The sequence below is a fragment of the Mesorhizobium sp. M1D.F.Ca.ET.043.01.1.1 genome (genome assembly GCF_003952385.1).
Lineage (GTDB): Bacteria > Pseudomonadota > Alphaproteobacteria > Rhizobiales > Rhizobiaceae > Mesorhizobium.
In genome coordinates, this window is record NZ_CP034444.1 from 4,446,729 (window position 1) to 4,471,806 (window position 25,078).

The 25,078-nt window shown below is 61.0% G+C and carries 22 protein-coding genes; 15 read left to right on the plus strand and 7 right to left on the minus strand.

What is annotated here, in order from left to right:
• Positions 1–21 precede the first annotated feature (21 nt).
• The 9 genes from EJ067_RS21590 to EJ067_RS21630 all read left to right on the plus strand — a co-directional run bounded on the left by EJ067_RS21590 (position 22) and on the right by EJ067_RS21630 (position 10,299).
• Positions 22–1,011 (plus strand): ABC transporter permease, encoded by a 990-nt coding sequence (locus tag EJ067_RS21590; RefSeq protein WP_126087269.1) that lies wholly within the window; start codon positions 22–24, stop codon positions 1,009–1,011.
• On the plus strand, positions 1,008–2,027 hold the full coding sequence (locus EJ067_RS21595; protein ID WP_126087270.1) for an ABC transporter permease: 1,020 nt from the start codon (positions 1,008–1,010) through the stop codon (positions 2,025–2,027). Before EJ067_RS21590 ends, EJ067_RS21595 begins: the two co-directional genes overlap by 4 nt.
• A 21-nt stretch (positions 2,028–2,048) precedes the next feature.
• Positions 2,049–3,599: an FGGY family carbohydrate kinase gene (locus EJ067_RS21600; protein ID WP_126087271.1), complete on the plus strand. Its 1,551-nt coding sequence runs from the start codon at positions 2,049–2,051 to the stop codon at positions 3,597–3,599.
• A 5-nt stretch (positions 3,600–3,604) separates the two neighbouring features.
• Positions 3,605–5,089, plus strand: a complete 1,485-nt coding sequence (locus EJ067_RS21605; protein ID WP_126087272.1) for a sugar ABC transporter ATP-binding protein — start codon at positions 3,605–3,607, stop codon at positions 5,087–5,089.
• A gap of 97 nt (positions 5,090–5,186) precedes the next feature.
• Positions 5,187–6,188, plus strand: coding sequence for a fatty acid desaturase (locus tag EJ067_RS21610; RefSeq protein ID WP_126087273.1), 1,002 nt, complete (start codon positions 5,187–5,189; stop codon positions 6,186–6,188).
• Between the two features lie 35 nt (positions 6,189–6,223).
• The gene (locus EJ067_RS21615; RefSeq protein ID WP_189510061.1) at positions 6,224–7,441 is read left to right on the plus strand and encodes an FAD-dependent oxidoreductase; all 1,218 of its coding nucleotides are present in this window, start codon (positions 6,224–6,226) and stop codon (positions 7,439–7,441) included.
• A complete protein-coding gene (locus tag EJ067_RS21620; RefSeq protein ID WP_189510793.1) occupies positions 7,441–8,547 on the plus strand; it encodes a zinc-binding dehydrogenase in 1,107 nt (368 codons plus the stop codon). Before EJ067_RS21615 ends, EJ067_RS21620 begins: the two co-directional genes overlap by 1 nt.
• A complete protein-coding gene (locus EJ067_RS21625; protein WP_126087276.1) occupies positions 8,544–9,389 on the plus strand; it encodes an alpha/beta hydrolase in 846 nt (281 codons plus the stop codon). Before EJ067_RS21620 ends, EJ067_RS21625 begins: the two co-directional genes overlap by 4 nt.
• Positions 9,376–10,299 carry a LysR substrate-binding domain-containing protein gene (locus EJ067_RS21630; RefSeq protein WP_189510063.1) on the plus strand — a complete coding sequence of 308 codons (924 nt, stop codon included), beginning with the start codon at positions 9,376–9,378 and terminating at the stop codon, positions 10,297–10,299. The genes EJ067_RS21625 and EJ067_RS21630 overlap by 14 nt, the downstream gene beginning before the upstream one ends.
• A gap of 197 nt (positions 10,300–10,496) precedes the next feature.
• On the opposite strand, the gene EJ067_RS21635 is transcribed toward EJ067_RS21630, so the two are convergent.
• Entirely contained in the window at positions 10,497–11,492 is a 996-nt protein-coding gene (locus EJ067_RS21635) for a LysR substrate-binding domain-containing protein (protein ID WP_245468000.1), read from the minus strand.
• 108 nt (positions 11,493–11,600) lie between these two features.
• Here EJ067_RS21635 and EJ067_RS21640 point away from each other — a divergent pair, with 108 nt between their 5' ends.
• From EJ067_RS21640 to EJ067_RS21655, 4 genes are all read left to right on the plus strand, one after another.
• Positions 11,601–12,572, plus strand: coding sequence for an ABC transporter substrate-binding protein (locus EJ067_RS21640; RefSeq protein ID WP_126087278.1), 972 nt, complete (start codon positions 11,601–11,603; stop codon positions 12,570–12,572).
• 114 nt (positions 12,573–12,686) lie between these two features.
• Entirely contained in the window at positions 12,687–13,733 is a 1,047-nt protein-coding gene (locus EJ067_RS21645) for an ABC transporter permease subunit (protein ID WP_126087279.1), read from the plus strand.
• 62 nt (positions 13,734–13,795) lie between these two features.
• Positions 13,796–14,806 (plus strand): ATP-binding cassette domain-containing protein, encoded by a 1,011-nt coding sequence (locus EJ067_RS21650; RefSeq protein ID WP_210211711.1) that lies wholly within the window; start codon positions 13,796–13,798, stop codon positions 14,804–14,806.
• The gene (locus EJ067_RS21655; RefSeq protein ID WP_126087281.1) at positions 14,803–16,233 is read left to right on the plus strand and encodes an aldehyde dehydrogenase family protein; all 1,431 of its coding nucleotides are present in this window, start codon (positions 14,803–14,805) and stop codon (positions 16,231–16,233) included. Before EJ067_RS21650 ends, EJ067_RS21655 begins: the two co-directional genes overlap by 4 nt.
• 125 nt (positions 16,234–16,358) lie before the next feature.
• On the opposite strand, the gene EJ067_RS21660 is transcribed toward EJ067_RS21655, so the two are convergent.
• The 5 genes from EJ067_RS21660 to EJ067_RS21680 all read right to left on the minus strand — a co-directional run bounded on the left by EJ067_RS21660 (position 16,359) and on the right by EJ067_RS21680 (position 22,127).
• Positions 16,359–16,823: an NAD(P)H-dependent oxidoreductase gene (locus EJ067_RS21660; protein WP_245468001.1), complete on the minus strand. Its 465-nt coding sequence runs from the start codon at positions 16,821–16,823 to the stop codon at positions 16,359–16,361.
• A gap of 216 nt (positions 16,824–17,039) precedes the next feature.
• On the minus strand, positions 17,040–18,110 hold the full coding sequence (locus EJ067_RS21665; RefSeq protein WP_245468002.1) for a GlxA family transcriptional regulator: 1,071 nt from the start codon (positions 18,108–18,110) through the stop codon (positions 17,040–17,042).
• A 26-nt stretch (positions 18,111–18,136) separates the two neighbouring features.
• Positions 18,137–19,741 (minus strand): GMC family oxidoreductase N-terminal domain-containing protein, encoded by a 1,605-nt coding sequence (locus EJ067_RS21670; RefSeq protein ID WP_126087283.1) that lies wholly within the window; start codon positions 19,739–19,741, stop codon positions 18,137–18,139.
• Entirely contained in the window at positions 19,741–20,742 is a 1,002-nt protein-coding gene (locus EJ067_RS21675; RefSeq protein ID WP_245468003.1) for a flavin reductase, read from the minus strand. Before EJ067_RS21675 ends, EJ067_RS21670 begins: the two co-directional genes overlap by 1 nt.
• Positions 20,743–20,765: 23 nt before the next feature.
• Positions 20,766–22,127, minus strand: coding sequence for an LLM class flavin-dependent oxidoreductase (locus EJ067_RS21680; protein ID WP_126087284.1), 1,362 nt, complete (start codon positions 22,125–22,127; stop codon positions 20,766–20,768).
• A 768-nt stretch (positions 22,128–22,895) separates the two neighbouring features.
• Between EJ067_RS21680 and EJ067_RS35515 the strand changes: the two genes are divergently transcribed.
• Positions 22,896–23,744 carry a hypothetical protein gene (locus tag EJ067_RS35515; protein WP_245468004.1) on the plus strand — a complete coding sequence of 283 codons (849 nt, stop codon included), beginning with the start codon at positions 22,896–22,898 and terminating at the stop codon, positions 23,742–23,744.
• Positions 23,745–23,778: 34 nt separating this feature from the next.
• Entirely contained in the window at positions 23,779–24,105 is a 327-nt protein-coding gene (locus EJ067_RS35520; RefSeq protein WP_245468005.1) for a hypothetical protein, read from the plus strand.
• 216 nt (positions 24,106–24,321) lie between these two features.
• Here EJ067_RS35520 and EJ067_RS21690 read toward each other — a convergent pair whose 3' ends face one another.
• Positions 24,322–25,050 (minus strand): glucose 1-dehydrogenase, encoded by a 729-nt coding sequence (locus tag EJ067_RS21690; protein WP_126087285.1) that lies wholly within the window; start codon positions 25,048–25,050, stop codon positions 24,322–24,324.
• Positions 25,051–25,078 lie beyond the last annotated feature (28 nt).

Genomic DNA, 25,078 nt, shown 5'->3' on the forward strand with positions numbered 1-25,078 from the left:
GAACAGGCAGGCGAGCACATCATGACCATGAGTACTCTTGAAACCAAGGTCGCCTCACAGGCGCGGCCTTCCGACGCCTTGCGGCACCTCGGCGTCGGCGACATGAGCCGCGTCGCGGTGTTGATCGCGCTGCTTATTGCGGGGCAGGCGATCACACCGTCCTTTCTGTCCCTCGCCAACATCCATGTCATACTTCTCGCCGTGGCTGCGATTGGCATCATGGCCTACGGAATGACACTGGTGGTGATCACCGGTGAGATCGACTTGTCGATCGCCGGGGTCGCGATCCTATCCTGCATAGCCGGCGGGCTGTTGATCCCGACAGGCTCCGCGGCGCTCGTCATCGGCGCCACCTTGCTCACGGGCCTTGCCATCGGCCTGATCAACGGCATTCTCGTCGCCGCGCTGGGTATTCCCTCGCTGATAACCACGCTCGGCATGCTCGGCATAAGCCGCGCGCTAGCCAACATCTTCTCGGGTGGCCAGGCGCTTTATCCCGAACCGATCGCCGCCTACCTCTGGCTCGGCCGCGGCGACCTCGCAGGCATCCCGCTGCCGGTCGTGCTGCTCGTCGTGCTGGGCGCAGCCGCGATCGCGCTCACCAAATACTCGATCTTCGGGCGTGCACTCTACGCGACCGGCGGCAACGTCAAGGCGGCCGCATTGTCCGGCATCAATGTCGTCGGCGTCCGCGCCGCTGTGTTCGCGATTTCCGGCGCCTGCGCGGCGCTTGCCGGCATGCTTGAAAGCGCCAGGCTGTCCTACATCAATCCAGCGGGCTTCGAAGGCATGGAGCTTTCTGTTCTGGCGGTCACCGTGCTGGGAGGCGCAGCGCTTTCCGGGGGCTCGGGCTCGATCATCGGTACGGTTGTGGCTGCCCTGATCATCGGCATCGTCAACAACCTTCTCAATCAGCTCGGTGTCAGCATCTATCTGCAGCAGGTCGTGACCGCGGCAGTCATCCTTGCCGTCGTGATGCCCGGCATGTGGCAGCGGGGGATTGCCAAATGAGCGTCCTGGAGCTCTCCACCCCGCGCGTCGCGCCTTTCCTGCAGGGGCTGCTGCGTGATCCCATCATCTGGCTGATCCTGCTGATCTTCGCGGTCGGTGCGCTGACGTCGGAGTATTACCTCACGGCGCTCAACATCGAGAACCTCATGCGCAGCATCGCCGTCATCGGCCTGTTGTCGCTCGGCATGACGGTGGTGCTGCTTACCGGCCGCATCGATCTGTCGGTCGCGGCGCTGATGATCTTCTCGGTCATTGTCGGCGTGGTCGTCATGGCCGAGATCGGCCCAATGCTGGGAAGCCGTTGGCTGGTGCGCGGCAACACCTATGCCGGTCCGATCGTCCCGGTCATTCTGATCGCGCTGGCGACCGGTATCGCGGTCGGCGCGCTCAACGGCATCGGCGTGGCGTATTTGAAGGTCGCGTCCTTCATCATGACTCTGGTGTCGCTGACGGCCTTGCGCGGCTTCAATTATATGCTCACCAATGGCCACCCCTATTATCTCAAGGCGCCGTTCTACAGCTGGACCGGCGATGGCAAGATAGTCGGCATCCCGGTCAGTTTCGTGGTCTTCGTTTTCGTCCTTCTTGCTCTCATTGGCTTCGTAAATGGCAGCATGCGAGGGGGCCGCTTCTACGCCATAGGCGGCAACGAAAAAGCTGCGCTCTATGCCGGCATCAAGACGCAGCGCTACGTGGTGCTGGCCTATGCCATCAGCGGATTGTGCGCCGCTCTTGCCGGCATCATCTTCACCGCGCGGCTGAAGTCGGTCGATGCGCCGCTCGCTGCCGGTTATGAATTGACCGCCATTGCCATTGCTGTCATCGGCGGCACGGCGCTGGCTGGAGGCATCGGATCGCCGTGGCGTACGCTGCTGGGCAGCATTGCGTTTGCCGCCGGCCTCAACCTGCTCGCCATCTGGGGCGTCGGGACCTGGTATCAGAACCTCGCCATCGGCGTTGTTCTCATCATATCGGTCGGCTTGTCGAAGATGAGCCGCAAGAAAACACAAGCGTAGGCACTCTGGGAGGAGCGATTTATGAGCGGACATCTTACGCTCGGCATCGATATCGGCACGACCAATGTGAAGGCGGCGATCCTCGACACCAACACCGGCAAGGTGATGGCGTCCGGCTCGCAGGAGCATCCGCTGTTTCACCCGTTTCCCGGCTGGGCCGAACAGGATGCGTCGAACTACTGGAGCGCAGTGGTCTCGTCCGTGAGGCAATGCCTGGAACAGGGCCGCTTCGCCGACGACATCGCGGCTGTGGCGCTTTCGGGCCTTGTCGGCGTAACGCTGCCCGTCAACGATCAGGGTAAGCCGTTGCGGCAGGCCATGATCTGGATGGACTCCCGCTCCGAGGAAGAGTGCGAAGACATCCGCCGCAGCGTCGGCGAGGCGACCATCAACAAAAACAACGGCAACCGTGTAGCGCCCTGGTTCATCGACCCTAAGGCGCTGTGGATCAAGAAGCACGAGCCGCACGTCTTCAACGCCACGCACAAGTTCCTGTCGCCTTCGGGCTATTGCACCTACCGGATGTGCGGCAACTTCACGATGAACACCGGCGATGCCGGGCTCGCTTACGCCTACGAATATCGCGAGGAGCGCTGGAACGAGTCTGTCGCCAAGGCGATCGGCATTCCGATGGAGAAGCTCCCGCGGCTCTACCAATCCCATGAAGTGGTGGGCGAGGTGACCAGGCAGGCGGCCGAGGAGACGGGGCTACGTCCCGGCACCATAGTCGCCGCTGGCGGCACAGACATCAGTTCGGCAGCGCTTGGCGTCGGCGTCACCAAAGCCGGCGAGGCCTACTACTCCATGGGCACCGGTTCCAACCTCGGCATCATGATCCCGACCGAGCAAAGCGTCGAGGAATACCGCATCCTGAAATGGCCGCATGTGCTGCCCGGCCTGACGATGTTCGATGGCCCGATGGCTTTCACCGGTGCGTCGCTGAAATGGTTCCGCGACCAGTTCGGCGATGCCGAATTCCGCCTGGCCGAGCGCATGGGTCACAATGTCTTCGATCTGTTCACCGAGCAGGCGAAGCGCGTGCCGGCATGTTCCGACGGTCTGCTTTACTTGCCGTATCTCGGCAACACGCTGTCGCCCAACTGGAACAGCAATGCGTGCGGCAACTTCTTCGGCGTGCGCCCAACGACGACACGGGCGCATTTCATCCGCGCGCTGATCGAGGGCGTCGCCTTCGACCTTTACTCCAACGTCCGCATTGCCAATGCGGCCGGCGTCAAAGTCGACGGTTTGATCCTGAACGGCGGCCCGACGAAGAGCCGGTTCTGGAACCAGATCACCGCCAGCGTGGTGAACCTGCCGTTGAAGACGCCCGACATCGGCGAGGCTGCCCCGATCGGCGACGCCATTCTCGCGGGCGTCGCCGCCGGGATCTACAAATCGCCGACCGAGCCTCTTGCGAGCATCGTTCGCATCAAGGAGACGGTCGATCCCGATCCGAAACTGCACGAGCGTTACCGGGATTTCTTCGAAGTCTGGTCGTCGGTCTATCAGAACCTGCGCGGCGACATGGATCGCCACCGTGCGCTCCTCAACAAATACCATTCGGCGTGATCGCCATGAGCGCCCCGCTGCTCGAGGTCGAAGCGATCCGCAAGACATATCCTGGTGTCATTGCACTCTCGGACGTGACCTTCGATCTGAAGGCCGGCGAAGTGCATGCTTTGGTCGGCGAGAACGGTGCCGGCAAGTCGACGCTGCTGTCGGTCATGAATGGCCTCGTCGCGCCCGACAGCGGCGAGATCAGGATCGACGGCCAGCCGGTGGTCCTCAACGATCCCACGGTGGCGCTCGCCAACCGGCTGGCACTGGTCCACCAGGAACTGGTGCTATGTCCGAACCTCAGCGTCGCCGAGAATATCTTTCTCGGCCGCGAACCGGCCGGCCGGCTTGGCAAGACGCGCGCTACGCTCAACCGCATGGCGAAGGAGCTGCTCGATGAGATTCATGTCAGCCTTGATCCCTCGCGGGCGGTCCGCGAACTCAGCCTCAACGAGCAGCAGGTCGTCGAGATATGCCGCGCCTTGGCGAGCCGTCCGCGTGTCCTCGTCTTCGACGAGCCGACAGCGTCGCTGAACGACGACCAGGTCGTGCATCTCATCGCCATCATCCGCAAGCTGAAGGCGAACGGTCTCGGCATCGTCTACGTCTCGCACCGGTTGAGCGAGGTAATGCAGATTTCGGATCGCGTTACCGTGCTGCGCGACGGCCATGTCGTCGCCACCAGGGACATCGCCGGCTTGAACGAGGCTGCTCTTGTCGCGTTGATGGTCGGGCGTGAACACAAGCTGGGCCAGTCCGCCTACAAGGAGAGGCGCTGTGGCGACATCGCGCTCGAGGCGAAGGGGCTCGGCAAGGCCGAGGTCTTCGACGATATTTCCCTGCAGGTGCGGGCGGGCGAGATCGTCGGCATCGCCGGATTGCTTGGCTGCCAGCGTGAGGCAGTCGTGCGCGCGATCTTCGGCGACCAGTCTATCGATCGCGGCGAGATCCGCGTTCAGGGACGCGAGGTGCGGCTGCGTTCTCCGCGGGACGCCATTGCCTTCGGCATCGGCTTCATGCCTGCCGATCGCAAACGTGAGGGCCTCGTCCTGCCGATGAGTGTCGGCGACAATATCGGCATGACGATCCTGCGCCGCTTCGGTCGCCTCGGCTTCATGAAGCGCCGGCAAAGAAACGCGACGGCCAACGGCCTGGTGCGCACATTGGCAATCAAGACCAACGGCCTGTCGCAGCTGGCGTCACAACTGTCCGGCGGGAACCAGCAGAAGATCGTCATCGGCAAATGGATCGCACGCGGCGGCGACATCGTGATCGCCGAGGACCCGACCCGCGGCGTCGATGTGGGCGCCAAGTTCGAGATATGGCGCGCCATCCAGGACCTGGCGGAACAGGGCAAGGCAATCCTGCTGCTGACCACGGAACTGCAGGAGATGATGGATGCCTGCGACCGCATCCTCGTCATGAGCCGCGGTCGGGTGACCGGACATTTTCACCGCAAGGACTTCTCCGCGGAAGCAATCGCGCATTGCTTCGTGGCCTGACGTCGAAGCGATAACGCCATGGGAACAATGAATTTTTCTTCGATATGGCGACCCGTTAGACCTGTCGCGACAATGCGCAATCTGAAGGAGGATCGGCATGCAAGGCGATAATTCCGCGAGCTATGCTGGGATCGGTGGCATCGGCAGCAAGATATGGCCGCTGACGGGACCGGAGATGATTTCACGCGACAAGCTGAAGACGCTTCGCACGCGGTCCAACGGACCGGGGCTGATCAGATTGGCGGTCCATCTTACGGCCCTGGTTCTCGGCGTGCTTGCCGTCTACCTCTCCGGTGGAACGCCTTGGCTGCTGATACCTTCGATGCTCGCTTACGGCATCGTCATCGTGCTGCTGTTCGCGCCCTTGCATGAATGCTCGCACGGCACCGCTTTCCATTCGCGATGGATCAACCACGCCGTCGGTTTTGCGGCCGCTGCCTTTACCTTCCGCCCGTTTTTCTACTTCAAATACCGGCACGCCGCGCACCATACGTTCACGCAACACGAGGACCATGATCCGGATATCGTGCCGTTCCCGACGTCGCTTCGCGACTATTTCGGGCAGATAATCGGCCTTTCCTTCTGGCCGAAGCTGGTCGGCACGCTGTGGCGCGGCACGACTGGGCGCTTCACCGAGGAAGAGCGTGAGTTCCTGCCGGAATCGGTCTGGAAACAGGTGATGCTAGAAATCCGGCTGCTCGTCCTCTTCTATGTCGCCGTCGCCGCCGTCTCGATCTATTTCGGCAGCACGATCGCGCTGGTCTATTGGCTGCTGCCCCGGGTGATGGGCGAGCCGGTGCTGCGCGCCATCCGCATGGCCGAGCACACCGGCGCCGAGGAAAGTCCGAACCTGCTCGCCAACACCCGGACCACGCTCGCGAACCCGTTGCTCAGGATGCTCTACTGGAACATGCCGTACCATGCGGAGCACCACCTCGCTTCCTCGGTGCCGTTTCATGCGCTGGGCCGGCTTCACGACGAGGTCTCGCCGCATCTTCAATGCGTCAGCAAGAGTTACTTCCATGTGCATCGCGAGATCATTCGCGAGGTGCTGCGCAATGGCCGCGCCGGCGCCACGCCTGCCGGGCAGGGGGCTTGAACGGCGTGGCGGGTCCAGGGAGGACGGCCGGGGTTGTGATCGTCGGCGGAGGACACGCCGGCGGCCGCGTCGCGGAAAGGTTGCGGCACGGCGGCTTTGTCGGGCCGATCGACGTGGCCGGAATCGAAACGGAGGTGCCTTACGAGCGGCCGCCTTTGTCCAAGGGTGTGCTGACATCGGCGGGCGTGCCGGCAAATGCCTATCTGCTATCACCGGCACGGTGGAACGAGATCGGCGTGCGGTTCCATCTGGGTGTCGAGGCGGTCGGCATAGACCGGCGAGAGAAGATCGTGGCTCTCTCTAACGGCGCCAGCCTCTCCTACCGGAAGCTGGTTTTGGCGACGGGATTGTCGCCCCGCCGGATCCGATCACTTGAGCCCTTCGCGGCACACACCTTCTATCTTCGCTCGTTCTCGGATGCGCTCGCGCTGCGCGAGCGCGTCGTGGCTGGCGCGCGGTTGGTGCTTGTCGGAGCGGGGCTGATCGGCCTGGAGGTCGCTGCAAGCGCGGTCAAGCTCGGTGCGGCGGTGACGGTTCTGGAAGCCGCCGAGCGGCCGTTGAGCCGACTGCTTCCGCCTTATCTTTCACAATGGCTCGCCGATCTCCATGAACGGGCAGGCGTACGCATTCTCTGTGGTCGCCAAGTCGTTTCCTCCGAGACGCTGGATGCCGCTGGACGCCTCCATCTCGATGACGGGTCGCTGCTGGAGGCCGACCTTGTTCTGGTCGGCATCGGCGGGACGCCGAACGACCGGATCGCCGGCGAAGCCGGCCTGCATATCGACAACGGCATCGTCGTCAATGAGTTCGGGAAGACCAGCGATCCCGATATCTTCGCCGCCGGCGATGTCGCGGCGCATGAGAATCGCGTCTTCGGCCAGCGCTGGCGGTTGGAGTCGTGGAAGAATGCGGAAGACCAGGCGGCCGTCGTTGCGTCCTATCTGTGCGGCAATCCATCCCCTTACAGCGAAGTGCCCTGGTTCTGGACGGATCAATATGACCTCAATGTTCAAGTGGCGGGGATGCCGGGTGCAGGAGAGCCGGCATTTGAGCGCGGCAAGCCAGGCGAGCGCGCCTATCTGGCGTATTTCACGACTGGTGGCCGGCTGATTGGTGCAATCGGCGTCGGCTGCGGCCGCGACATCCGCATCGCGCGCGAGATGATCAAGGCAGGCGCAAGGCCGGACGGCGCCGAACTCGTTCGTAGGGGCTTCACGCGCTTCGGCGATGAACTCGGCAGGCAGGCGTCATGATCCGTTCACGCGCCGCGATCTGCTTCGAAGCTCACAAGCCGCTCGCGATAGAAGAAGTACAGGTCGCGCCGCCCGGTCATGGTGAAGCGCTCGTCGAGATCGTCGCGTCCGGCCTTTGCCACACGGATCTCACCGCGCTCGACGGCGTCAACGCGACCAGCGTCTATCCTCTCATTCCCGGGCATGAGGGCGCAGGGCGAGTGGTCGAGGTGGGCGAGGGAGTCTACGACCTCCAACCGGGCGATCATGTCATTCCGCTCTATGGTCCCGAATGCCGGCATTGCCGCATGTGCAGGAGCGGGCGGACCAATCTTTGCTGGACCATCAAGCCGACACGCGACCAGGGCGTCATGCCGGATGGGACTTCGCGCTTCTCGATCGGATCGCAGCCGGTGCACCATTTCATGGGCACCTCGACGCTTTCCCGCTATACGGTCGTCCCTGAAATTGCGCTGGCGAAGATCCGCAAGGATGCGCCGCTGGACAAGGTCTGCCTGTTCGGCTGCGGTGTCACGACTGGCGTCGGCGCGGCGCTGGCCGAGATCCGGGAGGGTGACGCCGTTGCCGTCTTCGGGCTCGGCGGTATTGGCATCAATGTTGTGCAGGGAGCGCGGCTTGCCGGCGCCGCAACCATCATCGGCATCGATCTGACCGACAGCAAATCCGAACTCGCCCGCTCCTATGGCATGACCGCTTTTGTCGACGCGTCGCGCGAGGGCGGCAAGGTCGTCCAGGCGGTTCGCGATCTTACCGATGGCGGCGTCGACGTCGCCTTCGAATGTACCGGCATCGTGCCGGTCATGCGGCAGGCCTTCGACTGCTGCCAGCCGGCCTGGGGCACCGCCGTATTGCTCGGCGTCGAGCCGCCAGGCGCCGAAATGGGATTCCCACCGGTAGGCGTCCGCTACGGCCGCACGATCCGCGGCAGCTATTTCGGCGGCGTCAAAGGACGCGGCGGGTTGGGCAGGCTGATCGACTATTACATGGACGGCAGGCTCGATCTTGACCGTCAAATCACACACAGCCTGGCGCTCAGTGAGGTCAATCGCGGCTTCGACCTGATGCGAGCGGGAGAGTCGGTGCGCAGTGTCGTTCTCTTCGAATGAATGGCGCGAATTCCAGCAAGGAATACGGCTACGTCTTCCGTGACCGTCATCCGGAAAGAGCGGACGTCTATAGACGTTTCGATGAGGCGAGCGCCGCTGCCCGCAGTTCACTGACATGCCGACGCAACGTTGCCTACGGCGCGCATCCGCGTGAAGTGTTCGACTTGTTTGCGGCCGGCGCGGGTGCGCCGCTGGTGCTTTTCGTACACGGCGGCTACTGGCAGAGCCTCGACAAGGACCGTTACTCCTTCGTCGCTTCGTCGCTCGTTGGCCGCGGCTTCTCCGTGGCGCTGCCAAACTATCCGCTGGCGCCGGAGACGCGCATCGAAGCAATCGTTGCACGCATCGGGACCTGCGTGCCGGCGATTTTGCGAACCCTTGCAGCGCCTCCGGCTTTCTGGATCGCGAGCGGCCATTCCGCCGGCGGTCATCTTGCTGCCACACTCGCGATGAGAAGCCTGACGGCAGGCGCGCCGCTGGCGGGCTGCGTTCCGATCAGCGGCATCTTCGATGTCGAGCCGCTGGCAGAGACGTCACTCAACGCGGCGCTTGGGCTCGATCGCGAGCGGGCCGCAAGGATCAGCCCGATCCGCTGGCCAGTGCCGCGCTGTCGGCTCGCGGCCATCGTCGGCACAGACGAGAGCCAAGAGTTCCTCGAGCAGTCCAGGGGGTTCTCTACATACTGGAGCGGCTCGGGCCAGCACGCCGAACTGGTTCCGATGCACGGAAAAAACCACTATACGATATTGTGCGATCTGTTGGAGGAACGCTCGGAAATTGCTGGAGAAATCATGCGGTTGGCTGACGCCTTTCGCAGGGAGACAGGCCGTGGGCGGGATTAACAAGCTTCATTTCGTCAATTTCAGCCAGCTGCGTTCCTTTTACGCGGTGGGTCGCGAGCTTAGCTTCACAAAGGCGGCCGATCTGCTCTGCATCGGCCAGCCGACCGTGACCACCCAGGTCAAAGCGCTTGAAGAGACTTATGATGTTCAGCTCTTCTTGCGATCGCCGCGGGGCTTGAAACTGACGGACGCGGGAGAAGCGCTTCTGACCGTGGCGCGCCAGATCTTCTCGCTGGAGGAGCAGGCGGTCGGCATATTGCGCGCCGAGGGCAATCAGATTTCGGGCAAGCTGCGCGTCGGCACGGTGGGTCCGTTCTTCGTCATGGAACTTCTCTCCGCGTTTCATGCTCAATATCCCCTGGTGCAGGTCTCGCTCGAAAGCGGCAATTCCGACGTCGTCTACAACAAGCTCATGAACTACGAGGTGGATGTCGCCATCCTCGGCCGGAACTACGACGACCCGCGTCTCGATCTCATTCAACTCGGCCGCCATGAGGTCATCATCTTCGTCCACCGCAATCATCCGTGGGCGGGCCGGCAGCAAATCGATCTCGAGGAGCTCGACGGACAGCGGATGATTTTTCGCGAACCGGGTTCGATGACTCGTCGGGCGCTGGAGGAGATGCTGGAACTGCATCGGGTCCGACCGAACGTGGTCATGGAGATCCCGCGCGATGGTGTCCGCGAAGCGGTCGCGGCGGGCTTGGGTGCCGGCATTGTGTCAAAGACCGAGTTCCAGCTCGACGACCGGCTGACGCCCTTGTCGATCGCAGACCACAAGCCGTTCACCGAGTCTTTCGCAACGTGCCTGAAGGCACGTCAAGAACTTCGTCCAATCGGGGCCTTCATGAAACTTGTGACGGAAGTTTCAAATCTAAAGTTCAACCAAATGGCTGCCGCCGTCCTCTGAAAGGAATGAACCTCAATCAGAGGCACTAGGCTGGAGGGCCCAAGTCTGCCCGCCAGACGAAGCGGAAGGGCATCGCGGCGACCGGCGGCCGAGCGCGACGTCTTGCGACACGCCGTCCACATTGATTGTCGTTTCTAGAACTGCCGATACAAATTCCAGCGATGCAGTCTGCGACGGGCACTTACGCTCACTCCAATTCAATCGTCCTCTTCAATGCCTGGCCTCTTCGCAGGGAAGGAACCTTTGATCCAATCCGCGAAGGCCTGGGCGGCAGCGGACGGGATCGATAGCCGGGGAAGTAAGAGGTGGAAGGCATGGCGGACGATGGGCCTGGCGTTGACGGGTTGAATGAGCGTCCCGTTCGAGAGGAATCTCTGAACCAGCGGCGGGCCGATCAAGGCAAACCCCTGACCTTCAAGCGCGGCCTGAACCAGGTTCGTATAGGAATTGACGGTTATTCCGGCCTTCGCTCTTGCCAGATCGAGTCCGTGAACACGCAGCCAGGTCGACCACCTGGTATGTTCGTCATATGGACCTTCCAGGTGAATGAGCGGATAGGTCAGGAGTTCGGACGGTTCGAGCAGCGTGCCCGCGGGCAGAAATGTATTCGCGCAGGTAGGACTTATCTCTTGCCGAACAAGGAATGTCGTCTCGGCATCATCAAACGGCGGGGAACCGTATCGGATCGCGAGGTCCATATTATCCTCGAACTGCAAGTTGCTGTCGGAGACGATAAACCTCAGTTCGATGTCGGGGTGGATCGCCCTGAACTCGCCGAGTCTCGGTGACAGCCAATAGGTCATGAAACCCGGCGTGGCGCCAACATTGACGACGTTGGTGTCGGAGCGCCGGCTGATTTCGAGCGTCGCGCGAAGCGCTCGTTCAAGGGCCTCGGAGATGGCGCGGTGATACCTCTCTCCTGTCCGTGTCAACCGAACCGAGCGTTGCAGCCGTTCGAACAGCGGCACACCGAGAAATCGCTCCAGGGCATGAATCTGCTGGCTGACCGCGACACGCGAAACGTTCAGCTCCGACGCCGCTTTGGTAAAGCTAAGCTGACGTCCGGCAGCCTCGAAGGTGATAAGAAGATTGGGCGGCGGCAGCTTGTGGCGAAGTTTTTGCATAAAGCTCAGCTTACCCATTGCGTAGGAATTAAGCAACTTGCCAACCGGCTGCCGGGCCGTAATCTGCATCCTGCTTAACAAGCCGAAAAAACACCTGATCGCGCGCCGCGGGGACGCAGCAGCAATCAAGCGCGCCGCCGCGATTGATCAGGCATAACTTCGCCAAAGGGGAATGACATGAAATCTCTTATTGCAGCAGTCGGCATGATCGGCGCGAGCTTTCTGGCAGGCGCATCGCCCGCCAGCGCCGCGTGCGGCACGGTGACGATCACAGAAATGAACTGGGCCTCGGCCGCCGTGGTCACCGCCGTTTCGAGCTTCCTGATGGAGCAGGGCTACGGCTGCACGGTTAAGAAGGTGCCGACCTCGACGGTCCCGGCGCTCACTTCGCTTGCCGAAACAGGACAGCCCGACATTCTGACCGAAGTCTGGCCAGGCGTCGCGGATATCTATTACAAGCTCGAGAAGGAGGGCAAGATCGTCAAGGTCGGCGACGTTCTCTCCGACGGTGGCGTCGATGCGTGGCTGATTCCAGATTATCTCGCCGAAGCCCATCCCGAACTGAAGACGCTCGACGGCATCCTGGCCAACCCAAAGCTCGTAGGCGGCAAGTTCAACAATTGCCCAGTCGGCTGGGGCTGCCGCACCTCGAATGACAACCTGATCAAGGCCTTCGAAATCGAGAAACACGGGATCGAGGTTTTCAACCATGGTTCCGGCGAGACGCTGGCGGCCTCGATAGCGGCGGCCTATACGGCGAAGGAGCCATGGTTTGGCTACTACTGGGCGCCCACGGGGGTTCTCGGAAAGTACAAGATGGTGGAGGTCGACATGGGGCCGGTCGACAAGGACAAGGCAAAGTGCAACGCCACGGCCAATTGCCCGACCCCAGGCAAGACCGGTTGGCCGAAGGCCACGGTTTTGACCACGATGTCGAAGCCTTTCTACGACAAGAACCCAGAACTGGTCGCGCTCATGAGCAAGGTGAGCTTCACCAACCAGATCATGAACGAGCTTCTTGCCTGGCAGGAGGACAAGAAAGCAACCGCCGACGAGACGGCCGTGTATTTTCTGACGAAATACAAGGATGTCTGGCCGAACTGGCTGTCCGATGACGCCAAGGCGAAGGTCACCGCCATCGTGAAGTAACGCCTATGGGTTCGCGGACCGACACCGTCCGCGAACCCATTGCCGTTGTTGTGGATCCTGGCTTTCGAGATGGCGTTGCTTTGCGCCGATCCGATGCCGGACTGAAGGCGCCCCATGGCTTATTACGACGGACTATTCGATCAGCTCGGACTTCGCGGGTGGTGCGATGCCTCGGACTCCACGGGTCCGATGAGCATGGCCGAATTGCTCAAGAAGAGCAAAGAAGCCGCGGAAGGGCAGGCCCCAGAGAGCGTTCCGTTCCCATCGCTCGACGCGCTGCATGATGCCTGTCGCGCCGTGCCGCGCACCAGGGACTTCACTGCCGGCATCGAGAACAGCTTCCTCCACGTGCGGGTGGCGTTGAAGACGGTGCTCGATCCGCTGACGCAGCCGCTGTCATGGCTTCTGGATTTCTCGCTCAGGGTGGTTGAGGTCATCCCGTGGTGGGCGCTGGTGATCGCGCTTCTGCTGTTGGTTTATTTCGTGTCTCGGTCCTGGTCCATCCTGGTCCTGGTCGCAGCAACTTTGTTGCTCTTTGGCTTCATCGACCATCTTCATTACGCGCTGCAGACGATGGCAATCGTCTTCACCTGCACGTTCATCTGCATCCTGATTGGCATACCGATCGGCATACTCATGGCGAAGAGCAACCGGTTCGAGAGGCTTTCGCTGCCTGTCCTCGACATGCTGCAGACGCTTCCGTCCTTCGTTTACCTCATTCCTTTGATCTTCCTCTTCTCGGTCACCGAGTCGAAGCTCTACGGGATCGCGATCATCCTTTATGCCGTCGTTCCGGTGATCCGGCTCACGAACCTCGGCATCCGTATGGTCGACGGCAATGTCGGCGAAGCCGCGGATGCGTTTGGCATGGACCGCTGGCAGAAACTGGCGAAGGTGGAGATGCCGCTGGCGCTTCCCAGCATAATGGCGGGCGTCAACCAGACAATCATGATGGCGCTTTCGATGGTCGTCATCGCATCTCTGGTGTCGGCTCCGGGGCTCGGCGTCCTCGTGCTGCGCGGCATCAACAACCTCGAGCTCGGCGTCGGACTGGTCGCGGGCCTCGGCATCGTGCTCCTGGCCATCAATTTCGACAGGGTGAGCAAGGCCTCGATGGCGCGGGTCAACGGAACGCTCCAGCCACGCGGAGAAAGCCGTTGACCGAGCAACCGAAGATTTCCATCCGGAACCTGTACAAGATCTTTGGCCCCGACCCGCGATCCATGGTGCCCAAAATCCAGGGCGGCATGAGCAAGGCCGAGCTGCTGGGCAAGCACAACCATGTCATCGGGCTCCAGGACATTAACGTCGACATGCGCAGCGGTGACATCACCGTGATCATGGGCCTTTCGGGTTCGGGAAAGTCGACGTTGATCCGCCATCTGAACGGCCTCATCAGGCCCACAGCCGGCGAAATCCTCCTCGACGGCGTCAATGTGGCGGGCCTCGCCGGTGCGGCGCTCCGGGAGCTGCGCCGGTTTCGGATGTCGATGGTGTTCCAGAGCTTCGCCCTGATGCCGCATATGCGCGTTCTGCAGAACGTCGAGATGGCGCAACGGGTCAGAGGCGACAGCGAAGCGGATGCTTGTAACAACGCGATCAGATGGCTGGAGCGGCTCGGCCTCAAGGGGTTCGAGAACCACTATCCGCACCAGCTCTCCGGCGGCATGCAGCAGCGCGTCGGCATCGCGAGAGCGCTGGCCTCCAATTCCGATGTCATGCTGATGGACGAGGCGTTTTCGGCGCTTGATCCGCTGATGCGGACGGACATGCAGAGCCTTCTGCTCGAACTTCAGGAGGAGCTTTCCAAGACGATCGTCTTCATCACCCACGACCTGGATGAAGCGCTCAGGATCGCGGATCACCTGGTAATCCTGAAAGATGGCGTGGTCGTCCAGCAAGGCGAGCCGCAGAGCATCATCCTCAATCCGGCCGACGCTTACATCGAGAAATTCGTGAACGACATAAATCGCGCTCGCGTGCTCCGCGCCGAGTCCGTCATGGTGCCGGGTATCATCGTCGAATCCGGCACGTCGGGGCAGGTCGATGTGGACGATAATCTCGAAACGGTGATGGCGCGTTCGCAGGGCGATCTCACACGCACCTTCGTGGTCGTCAGGGGCGGCATTCCGGCCGGGTTGATAAAAATGCAGGACGTCTTCACGGCACTCGTCCCTCGGCATGCCGTGCCGCCGGCGGCCGCGGGGGCTATCAAAGAGGCACGCACATCTTGAAATATCTCGACCACTTCTACATCGACGGCCGCTTCGTTCCGGCGAGAGACAGACCACAGAGGGTCGTCATCAACCCGGCGACCGAAGAACCGGCCGGAAGTATCGCGATGGGCACCGCGCAGGACGTGGACGTGGCGGTTGCGGCTGCCCGGAAAGCCTTCGGCACTTATGGTTGTTCGACGCGCGAGGAGCGCCTGGAGATGCTTCGGCGCGTGCTTGCGCAGTTCGATGAGCGAGCGGAGGAGTTTGCGCGACTGACGACGCTCGAGATGGGCGCGCCGATCACATTTGCGCGGCAGGCCCAGATCGCCGGATCGAGGGCGCACATCGCCGACACCATTCGCATTCTCCAATACTATGAATTCGAGCGGCTGGCCGGCCGGACGATGTTGGCGTTTGAACCGGTCGGCGTCTGCGCCCTCATCACGCCGTGGAACTTCCCGGTGCTCCAGATCGTCACGAAAGTCATGCCGGCGCTGGCGAGCGGGTGCACGGTCGTGCTGAAGCCCAGCGAATACGCACCGATCAGCCCCATGCTGTTCGCCGAAGTGCTCCACGATGCCGGCGTTCCGCCCGGCGTCTTCAATCTGATCAACGGTGATGGGGCAACGGTCGGAGAAGCGTTGTCGAGTCATCCTGATGTCGACATGGTGTCATTCACCGGGTCCACCCGTGCAGGCGTTCAAGTCGCTAAGAACGCAGCCGATACCGTCAAGCGCGTCCATCAGGAACTTGGCGGAAATTCCGCCAACATCCTGATGCCGGATGTCGAGCTGGAGCCAGCCGTTACCAGGGGAGTTCTCGGCGCCTACCGCAACGCGGGCCAGTCGTGCACCGCGCCGACACGGATGCTCGTGCCTCGGCAACTGCACGCGGAGGCGATCGGGATCGCCAAACAGGCGGCCGAATCCGTGGTTATCGGTGACGTGAATGACGAAGCTACCATGCTCGGCCCGGTGATGAATGAACGGCAGTTCGAGCGCGTCAATTCGCTGATCGAATCGGCAGTCCGAGAAGGTGCAAGCCTCGTCACAGGCGGGTCCGGCCGACCGTCGTCGCTGAACCGGGGATTTTTCGTGAAACCGACGGTGTTCGGCCATGTGACGAAGGATATGACCGTGGCTCGGGAGGAGATGTTCGGCCCGGTCGTCAGCCTCATCCCGTATGACAGCGTCGATGAGGCGATCGAGATCGCCAACGACACGCCCTATGGCCTCGCCGCTTATCTGCAGTCGAAGGATCTGGGCGCGGCCAAACGCGTCGCCTCGAAACTCCGCGCCGGACAGGTGATGATCAACCACCCTGCCTGGGATGCGTCCGCGCCGTTCGGAGGCTTCAAGCAGTCGGGGAACGGTCGCGAATGCGGGGAGTTCGGTTTCGAGGCATTCCTCGAGGTCAAGGCGATCGGCGGACTCCATGGAGGCTAGTGCGTTTCGCCGTTTCACGGAAACGGCGAAACGCCCTATCGCTTTGTTTTTACGCAATTCCGAACGGAAAACCGCTCACACTTTTCCTGGAATTGCTCTAAGCCAAGCCGCACCCGCATTCAAACTCAGCGCACCGCGGCGACAAGCGTTCCCGCGGCCGTTGCGATCCGCTGACGCAGTCCCTCCGTCGGCTCGTTTTCCGGCCCGAAATCGTGGTCGAGGGCATAAACGGACCCGGCCACCACGTTCGCCCGAAAGAAGGCAAACAGCGGTCGAAACTGGTGGTCGATCATCAATTCGTGGCTCGGCGCCTTGGCTGTCGCCGCGACGAGGACCGGGCGCCCGCGAAGCGCGTTCATATCCAGCACATCGAACAGATGCTTCAGCAGGCCAGTGTAGGATGCCTTGTAGACCGGTGAGCCGACCACGAGCGCATCACATGTTTCGATGGCCGTCCAAATTTCGTCGATCTCGGGCGGCGCCTGTTTCCTTCCGAAGGTGGCGCCAAGGGAAGGTCCGGCGTCCACCAGATCGAAGACCCGGGAATCCCAATTCAGTTCTCTCGCGGCCGTGCCGACGATCGTTTCCACCAGGCTGCGGGTCTTCGAAGGACGGCTGAAATTGCCGCTGATGCCGACTATGGTTGCCATGGAGCCAGCCTCCTTTCCAGTTGTGTTTCGCGTCCGTCATAAATCGTTCGCGGTTGACGACGCGATTGACGTCAGCCGAGCAGACAACGACCATCGCTGCTCTATTGCTGTAGGCCGGTGCGCTCCGCGGCAATGAAGCGGCCGACGCATGTTCAGTCATACCATGCGTCCCGAAGATGCGCGCGATCCAGCCCGTCCGAGAGAAGGAACGCAGGCACTTCGAGGACGCTGCGTTCGCATCCGCTGCGGGGAGACGCCATGGAATGCTTTGTAGCACTTGGCGAAATGGGACCCCGAGACAAAGCCGCACGCTATGGCCACGTCGAGGATGGCCATGCTTGACTGCAGGAGCATCAGCCGTGCCCGATCCAGCCGAAGCTCGAGCAAGTAGCGTGAGGGGGATGTCGCGAGCTCTCTGGCGAACAAACGCTCCATCTGCCTGCGGGAAAGCTTGATGTGCCTCGCCACCGCCGCGACATCCGTCTGATCCGCGATACGGTCTTCCATGAACTGAACGGCCGATAGCACAAGCGGGTTGACGCTGCCCAACGTTCTCAACGGACTGGGCTGCCGTTCAAACGGCTCCCTTATGCGATCGACAATTGCCTGTTCGCATATCGCCAACGCCACCCGCCGGCCGCAATCCTTTTCAATAAAATGGAGCATCATGTCGAAGGAGGCCGTCCCGCCGACGCAGGTATGGATGTCGTCGTCGCTTTCGATGAGGCCACTGCCGACAATGACGGACGGAAACGTCTCTCTGAAGGCTGGAAGGTTCTCCCAGTGGATGGTGCAACGCCTCCCAGCCAACATTCCCGCATTCGCGAGGATGTACGCACCCGTGCAGATTCCCGCCACGGAGATGCCGAAATTGCGGCTTTGGCGCAGCCATCCAGCGATAGATTTGTCCACCGCATGTTCGACGTGCCAGCCAGCGCAGACCACGATCATATTCGGCCGCTCCGCTCGTGGGCTCGAGCGCTCTGCGGCAACGGAGCGATCGGGCGAGACCGACAGTCCGCAACTGGATCGCACGGTGTCACCGTCCACGCTGACGATCCGCCATCGATAGACGTCTTCCCCCATGACCGCATTCGCCAAACGCAACGCTTCGATGGCGGACGTAAACGCAAGCATGGTGAATTCGGGCACGATGTAGAAAACGAAGGTCTTTGACACGGGCTCTTTGGTCATTGTCGGATCACTCGAAACTGCAGCGGCGGTCATGCTTCCGCGCCCAATCACCCGTCAAATCATGCCGTCGCGTAGGCGGCTTGTTTCTTAAGGATCAGATCGGCGCCCTTCTCTCCGATCGCCATGCTGATGGCATTGAGATTGCAGCTCGGTATCTGCGGGATGATGGAGGAATCGACCACGCGCAGGCCCTCCACGCCGATGACCTTGAGATCCGGCGTCACGACGGCCATGGGATCGATGCCCATCTTGCAAGTGCCGCACGGATGGTAGCTGCCGCTCGCGTTCTCGCGCATATAGGCGATCCATTCGTCGTCCGTCTGGACGTCCTTGCCGGGCTTCATCTCGCCCGTGACATAGGGAGCGAAAGCCCTCGTTTGCAGCGCTGCCCGTGCAATCCTGCCGCCCGCCATCAGTGTTTCGATGTCGTAGCGATCGCTCAGAAGGTTCAGCTGAATCTTCGGTTGTTCATTCGGATCGGCCGAGCGAAGTTCCAGATAGCCGCGACTGCGTGAAGCGTTGACATTGGGCTGGAGGTTGATCGCAGCCTCCTTCTGCATCTCGATGCCTTCGTCAGTGTAGTTCGCGGAGAAGGCACCGAAATGGTACTGGATGTCCGGATACTCGAGATCGGGCCGCGTGCGCACCATTCCCATGCCGGTATAGGTGTAGGTCGCATAACCCGAGCGGCTAAGCAGGAATTGCGCTCCATACTTCAGGATGCCCAAGAGATTGAACTCCTGGTTCGGCGTCTTCACGTTGACATAAGCCTTTACCTGGGTACTGGCATGCTCCTGAAGATTGCGGCCGACGCCTGGGCTGTCTTTCAACACCGGAATGCCATGTGCCTCAAGCTGCTCGGCCGGACCGATGCCTGACAGCATGAGCAGTTTCGGAGAGTTTATGGCGCTGGCAGCGATGATCACTTCGCCGGAGCAATGCTCCGTCCGGGTCCTGCCCTCTATTTCCAGTTCTACACCGGCCGCGCGCCGTCCTTCAAAGATGACCTTTCGCGCGACGGCGCCGGTGATGATCTTGAGGTTTGGCCGTGACTTGATGGGGTCGAGATAGCCCCTCGCGGCGCTGAAGCGCGTCCCCATATGCTGGGTTACGTGGCTCAAGGCCACGCCCTCGGTCGGTTCCGCGTTGTAACTGGGGTTATGCGGGTAACCGAGTTCCTGCATGGCCTCGATGAATACCTGGGCCAGTTTCGGCGGCCTGCGGACGACACTGACGACGATCGGCCCGTCCTTGCCGTAGATATCCGTTACACCGTCCCGGTTGCCCTCGAGCTTCTTGAAGTAGGGCAGAATATCGTCGTAGGACCAGCCCCTGTTGCCGAGTTGCGCCCAATGGTCATAGTCGCCGCGATTGCCACGCACGTAGAACATCGCATTGATCGAACTGGAGCCTCCGAGAACCTTGCCACGCGGGACCATATCCCGACGGTTATTCCGCGTCGGATCCGGCTCGGCCATGAATTTCCAGTTAGTGCGCTTGTCGGCCATCGCCTTGAAGGCCAGCGACGGCATCATGATGTTGAACTTCTTGTCGCTGCCACCCGCTTCGAGCAGCAGAACCTTCGTCGATGGATCGGCGCTCAGGCGGTTGGCAAGCACGCAACCGGCAGAACCCGCGCCAACGATAATATAGTCCCAACTCATCAGTTTGGGGCCCGGTTCTGCGAAATAAGCTTGGACAGCGTCTTCTGCGTGGTACGAAGGTCCGCCTCCGGTATGCCCGCCATCTGGTCTCGCTGGAAGTTCCGCCAGCGGGTCTGGATCGCTTCGCGCAGGCGCTTTCCGGCCTCGGTGAGTGTCAGTTCTCCAGCCGTGCCGCTCACAAGCATCCCGCGCTCGGCAAGCGTCGCGAGGGCGTCCTCTGTGTCGCGCTGTCCGAGATAGGTGACGCGCGCCACTTGTTCCGCCTTCAGGCCTGGAATGTCATAGACGCAGGCGATGACGCGGGCCACCGGGATATCAAGGCCTTCCGCGTGTCTGTGCTCGTCGAACACCGCCGACAGCAGATGATGCGCCTCGAAAATCTGCGGGATAATCCCTGCCTGCGAAGGCATTTCAGGCTTGGGACCACTGACTTCGGGCGCTGCAGATACCTCCGGATGGGCGTAGGCGACCGAGTATTGGCCCTGCGCGAACAGAAGCGGCTCCCCCTCGAACCGGCTGGCCCGGCGTACCAGCCCTATTAGGACGGTGTGGTCGCCACCTTCCACCTGCGCGTAGGTCTCGCACTCGAAGTGAGCGAGGCAGCCATGAAGCAGCGGTGAGCCATGCTGGCCCGGACTCCAGTCCGCATCTGCAAACTTGTCCTCGATCTTGCTGGAAAAGTGCCGCGATACCCCCATCTGGGTGGAGGCGAGGATATTCACGGCGAACGGACCGCCAGCCTTGAACAACGGATAGCTGCGGGACGCGTGGCTGATCGACCAGAGCACAAGAGGCGGATCGAGTGAAACGGACGCGAAGGAGTTCACCGTAACCGCCGCCCGCTGACCAGCGTTCTCCATTGTGATGATGGCAATACCTGTTCCGTAGAGACCGAGGCATCTGCGAAACAGCCTGCTGTCCTCCGCGGGATCGGCCGACTCAATCGGTAGACGAGTAGCACTTTCGGACATCGTGGGTTCTCGACTGACGTTCGCCTGCATGTCGTGGACTCGTTCGATCGTGATCAGCTGGCGAGACGCGCAACTGCTGAAGCATCAGCGTCGTAGCGGCTCTTTGGCAACGGTAGTCCGAGGTTCTCGCGCAGCGTGCGGCCCTCATATTCGTCGCGGAACAGGCCGCGCCGGCGCAGTTCCGGCAAAACCAGTTCGACAAAATCATCAATGCCCTGCGGCAGGTGCGTCGGCGTGATGTTGAAGCCGTCCGCAGCACCGGCCTCGAACCAGCTTTCCATCTCGTCGGCGACGTCCTTCGCGGTGCCGACAACCGTCTTGTGTTCCTGCGCCATGCCAAGCTTTTTATAAAGCTGGCGGATGGTCAGGTTCTGCTTCTGGGCCAGTTCGTAATACATCTGCGCGCTGCTCTTGAGGCCGACCTTGTCGAGATCCGGTTTCGGTACCGGACCATCAAGCGGCAAGTGCGAGAGGTCGCCGAACGACCGATAGAGCAGCTGCAGGCCGACGACCGGATCGATCAGCGATTCCAGTTCTTCATACTTTTCCTGCGCCTCCTCGCGGGTGCGGCCGACGATCGGTGTCAGGCCGAGCATCATCAGGAGATCGGTCTTTTTCCTGCCGAAGCCGTCGAGCCGATTCTTGACCGACGAATAATAGTCTTGGGCGGACTTCAGGTCGTTCTTGGCCATGAAGACCATATCACAATACTCGGCCGCGATCTGCTGCCCTGGCTCCGATACGCCTGCCTGCACAAGGATCGGCCGACCCTGGGGCGAACGGCGGACGCTGAGCGGTCCGCGGACGGAGAAATGCTTTCCGACATGGTTGAGCACATGCATCTTGCGGTCGTCGAAAAAGATGCCGGACTCCTTGTCGATCACAAATGCGTCCTCGTCCCAACTATCCCAGAGACCGGTAACGACATCGACGAATTCCGCGGCCCGCTCATAGCGGGTGTCGTAATCGAGCTGCTTGCTCATCGAAAAGTTCCAGGCCTCCTGATCCGACCAGGAGGTCACGACATTCCATGCCGCCCGGCCATCGCTGATCTGGTCCAGCGAACCGTACTTGCGCGCAATGTGGAAGGGCTCGTTATAGGTAGTTGATGCCGTGGCGACGAGGCCGATGTTTCGCGTAAGCGCGGCCAACGCCGAAAGCAACGTCAGCGGCTCCAGCTCGACGTTGTGATGCGAGCGGCAGAGCGAGCCTTTCGGCTTGTCATCCAGCCGCACACCAATTCCGTCCGCGAGGAACAGCATGTCGAACTTGGCACGCTCCGCCGTCTGAGCGACGCCGAGGAAGGACTGAAGCATAGAATTTCCGCCCTTGACGGTATCCGGATGCCGCCATGCGCCCACGTGGTATCCCATGTAGCGCATGGAGAGCCCCAGCTTCATCTGCTTCTTGCTCATAAGGAAAACCCTCCGTTGGCATCCGTGGCTGCGGCGATCTGGTTACCGCACGACCCGCCCGGACATGCTCTTGTTGAGGGGAACGTCCGACTTCGGCCGGACATTGTAAACGCCGAAAAAACTGCCGTTGTTGTTAAGCGGAGCTTACGCTAGCGATGCGCAGATGTGGAAAATCCTGAGGCCAAATTTGGCGACCATGCACAAAGTCAATTGGGCGCCAGAACAAGAGGTCGCGCCTTGCGGCGTCCATCCTGCCCGCCTGAAATGTCGCCTTTCGACATATCACTACGGAAGACCGACAGACCGCTTTCGGTCCCATTTCACCGTTCACCGACAGCTATAAGGGAGGTCGCTCATGGCCCAAAGTTTGAAGGTCTGCAAAATTTGCCGTACTTTTTGGGCAAAAATAGTACGGCGATTTCCGAGCCAAACCATTGAAAACTATGGTGATCCCGACAATCGAACCTGTGACCTACAGATTAGGAATTTGTTAGACGATCTTTCCCTTTGTTTCCCAATGCCGATCGCTGTACGATTGATCCTATTCTAACTTACTAAAATTGTTGCATTTTTCGTACTGCGCGGATATGATGGCGTAAATAAACCGACAGATCGAGCGAGATCGACAATCGCGCAATTGCCGTACTAAATGCCGTACTAATTTCATGACAGACCTTCGGATCCCTCTCACCGACCGCGCCGTCGCGAGCCTTAGGCCGGCGAAATTCAGGTCAATATTTTGCCCGGGATACCGAGCTCCAGGGCTTCATGGTGCTTGTGGGCAAACGGCGAAAGACATTCGTTGTCCAGGGTGAGCGGAGGAAGGCGGGACATCGGCTGTCCGTCCGAATGAAGGTTGCTGAGGTCGGAGAACTCACGACGCGAGCGGCGCGGGCGAAGGCCAAGAACATTCTCGGGAAGATCGCCAGTGGAATTGACCCTCGCACGTCGACCCGTAAGCGAGGCCCTGCCGAGGTTGATCTGTCATCGATCGGGAACCCTACGCTGCGCATTGCCTGGGAACGCTACCGAGACGGGCATATGAAGAAGAAGGGCCGAAGCGAAGGAACGATCAACAACTATCGCGATCACGCCGAGCGTCTACTGGCCGACTGGCTTGATGAACCCCTTTCCAAGCTCGGCAATGATCCCGCCCTGGTAACGGCACGGCACGAGAAGTTGACCAAGGAAAACGGCGCCTACATCGCCAATGGTTGCATGCGAACGTTGCGCGCCATCTACAACCATGCCCGCAAAGTCGCCCGCACGTTGCCCGCGGATAACCCGGTCTCAGCCATAGATTGGAATGCCGAACACCGACGCAATAGCGCGCTTGGGCTATCGGATCTCGAAGGGTGGTTCACCCAGCTCGCGGCTCTGAAGAACCCCGTCCGGCGGGAGTTTCATCTGTTCATGCTGCTTTCGGGCCACCGCCCTGAAGCGATTCAGGAAAGCGCGGGTAGAGCATGTCGATTTTCGCGCCCGTGTCCTGCACATACCCAGGCCGAAGGGCGGCGAGGTCAAGGCTTTCGACATACCGCTGTCGAAGCCCATGATCCGCTGTCTGGTTCGAGTGATGCGCATTGGCCGCGCCCTCTATGCAGAGCAATCGCGTGAATGGCTCTTCCCGGCGGACAGCAGAAGCGGTCACATGATTGAACACAAGGAAAAGCGCGACGATTTGTCGAAATGGGGCAATGACCTGCGGCAGACGTTCCGCACAATCGCTCAAGCCGCGGGTGTGGCGGAGCTCGATGTTCACCTTCTGATGAACCACTCGATCCCAGGCGTAAATGCGGGCTACATTACCCGCAACAAGCTTCTGAGTGATCACCTGCGTCATCAGCAGGAGGCCATTTCACGTCGGATACTCGAAGCGGGGCGTTCGCGACAGAACGGACCGCAGCCTCGCACTTCTGCCTGGCCGGCGCTCCCGGCCAGGTGCATCCTTGATGAACTGATGGGCGGCAAGGATTAGTGGCCGCACACTCGCCACATTCCGCCGGACATAGCGCGGGCTGAAGGCTGCTTTGCGCCCATGTCAGCCGTTCGGAGCTTTGTTCGCATTGCCCGGAAGCAGACGATTCGGCACTTGAGGAAGGACGCAGGAAGACGGCTGGCAGCCTTGCAGTATGCAAATCCGTCGGCTCGGTTGCTCCGGATTCAATTTCGCAGACTAGGAGGCAGTTATCGATTACTGTGCCAGGTAGCCACCATCTATATTCAGCTCTAAGCCTGTCACGAAAGAGGATTCGTCGCTCGCCAGATAGAGCACGCCAAATGCGATCTCCTCGGGCTCGCCCGCGCGACCCATCGGCGTCACGGCGATGATGCTGTCGTTCATCTCCTTGCTCTGGCCTTCGATCAGCGGCGTCCAAATGATGCCTGGATGGACCGAGTTTACTCGGATGTTGTCCTTGGCGTAGCTGATGGCCGCATTCTTTGTCATCGTGCGCACTGCACCTTTCGCGGCTTGGTAAGGTGCTGCTCCAGCAGCGCCCGTGGTGCCCCAGATCGACGAAAAATTCACGATAGACCCTCCGCCGTTGCGCTTCATGACCGGGACAATCTCGCGCATGCCGAAGAAGGTTCCCGTTTGGTTGACTGAGATGACGCGGTGCCAGGCCTCGGTGCTGGTGGCGTCTATCTGGCCATAGTGCTCGACAATGCCGGCATTGTTCACGAGGACATCCAGACGACCGTGACGCTCGACGATCTCCGTGACGATGGAGCGCCAGTCATCTTCTTTCGAAACGTCCAGCCGACGATACTGCGTGCCGGGCTGAAGCTCGCCTTTCGGTGACGGCTGGACGTCGGTCAGGTAAAGCACGGCACCCTCGGCGGCGAATAGCTTTCCGATCGCCGCGCCGATCCCTTGTGCTGCACCGGTCACAAGCACCACTTTGCCCTCGAGACGGCCCATTGTTCTTCCTCCTTCTGTCTATGAAAGT

Excerpts from the sequence above, each read along its gene's own strand:
- EJ067_RS21590 (WP_126087269.1), top strand. The coding sequence starts at position 22 with ATGACCATGAGTACTCTTGAAACCAAGGTCGCCTCACAGGCGCGGCCT.
- EJ067_RS21595 (WP_126087270.1), top strand. The coding sequence starts at position 1,008 with ATGAGCGTCCTGGAGCTCTCCACCCCGCGCGTCGCGCCTTTCCTGCAG.
- EJ067_RS21600 (WP_126087271.1), top strand. The coding sequence starts at position 2,049 with ATGAGCGGACATCTTACGCTCGGCATCGATATCGGCACGACCAATGTG.
- EJ067_RS21605 (WP_126087272.1), top strand. The coding sequence starts at position 3,605 with ATGAGCGCCCCGCTGCTCGAGGTCGAAGCGATCCGCAAGACATATCCT.
- EJ067_RS21610 (WP_126087273.1), top strand. The coding sequence starts at position 5,187 with ATGCAAGGCGATAATTCCGCGAGCTATGCTGGGATCGGTGGCATCGGC.
- EJ067_RS21625 (WP_126087276.1), top strand. The coding sequence starts at position 8,544 with ATGAATGGCGCGAATTCCAGCAAGGAATACGGCTACGTCTTCCGTGAC.
- EJ067_RS21635 (WP_245468000.1), bottom strand. The coding sequence starts at position 11,492 with ATGCAGATTACGGCCCGGCAGCCGGTTGGCAAGTTGCTTAATTCCTAC.
- EJ067_RS21640 (WP_126087278.1), top strand. The coding sequence starts at position 11,601 with ATGAAATCTCTTATTGCAGCAGTCGGCATGATCGGCGCGAGCTTTCTG.
- EJ067_RS21645 (WP_126087279.1), top strand. The coding sequence starts at position 12,687 with ATGGCTTATTACGACGGACTATTCGATCAGCTCGGACTTCGCGGGTGG.
- EJ067_RS21650 (WP_210211711.1), top strand. The coding sequence starts at position 13,796 with ATGGTGCCCAAAATCCAGGGCGGCATGAGCAAGGCCGAGCTGCTGGGC.
- EJ067_RS21665 (WP_245468002.1), bottom strand. The coding sequence starts at position 18,110 with ATGACCGCCGCTGCAGTTTCGAGTGATCCGACAATGACCAAAGAGCCC.
- EJ067_RS21670 (WP_126087283.1), bottom strand. The coding sequence starts at position 19,741 with ATGAGTTGGGACTATATTATCGTTGGCGCGGGTTCTGCCGGTTGCGTG.
- EJ067_RS21675 (WP_245468003.1), bottom strand. The coding sequence starts at position 20,742 with ATGCAGGCGAACGTCAGTCGAGAACCCACGATGTCCGAAAGTGCTACT.
- EJ067_RS21680 (WP_126087284.1), bottom strand. The coding sequence starts at position 22,127 with ATGAGCAAGAAGCAGATGAAGCTGGGGCTCTCCATGCGCTACATGGGA.
- EJ067_RS35515 (WP_245468004.1), top strand. The coding sequence starts at position 22,896 with ATGGTGCTTGTGGGCAAACGGCGAAAGACATTCGTTGTCCAGGGTGAG.
- EJ067_RS35520 (WP_245468005.1), top strand. The coding sequence starts at position 23,779 with ATGATTGAACACAAGGAAAAGCGCGACGATTTGTCGAAATGGGGCAAT.
- EJ067_RS21690 (WP_126087285.1), bottom strand. The coding sequence starts at position 25,050 with ATGGGCCGTCTCGAGGGCAAAGTGGTGCTTGTGACCGGTGCAGCACAA.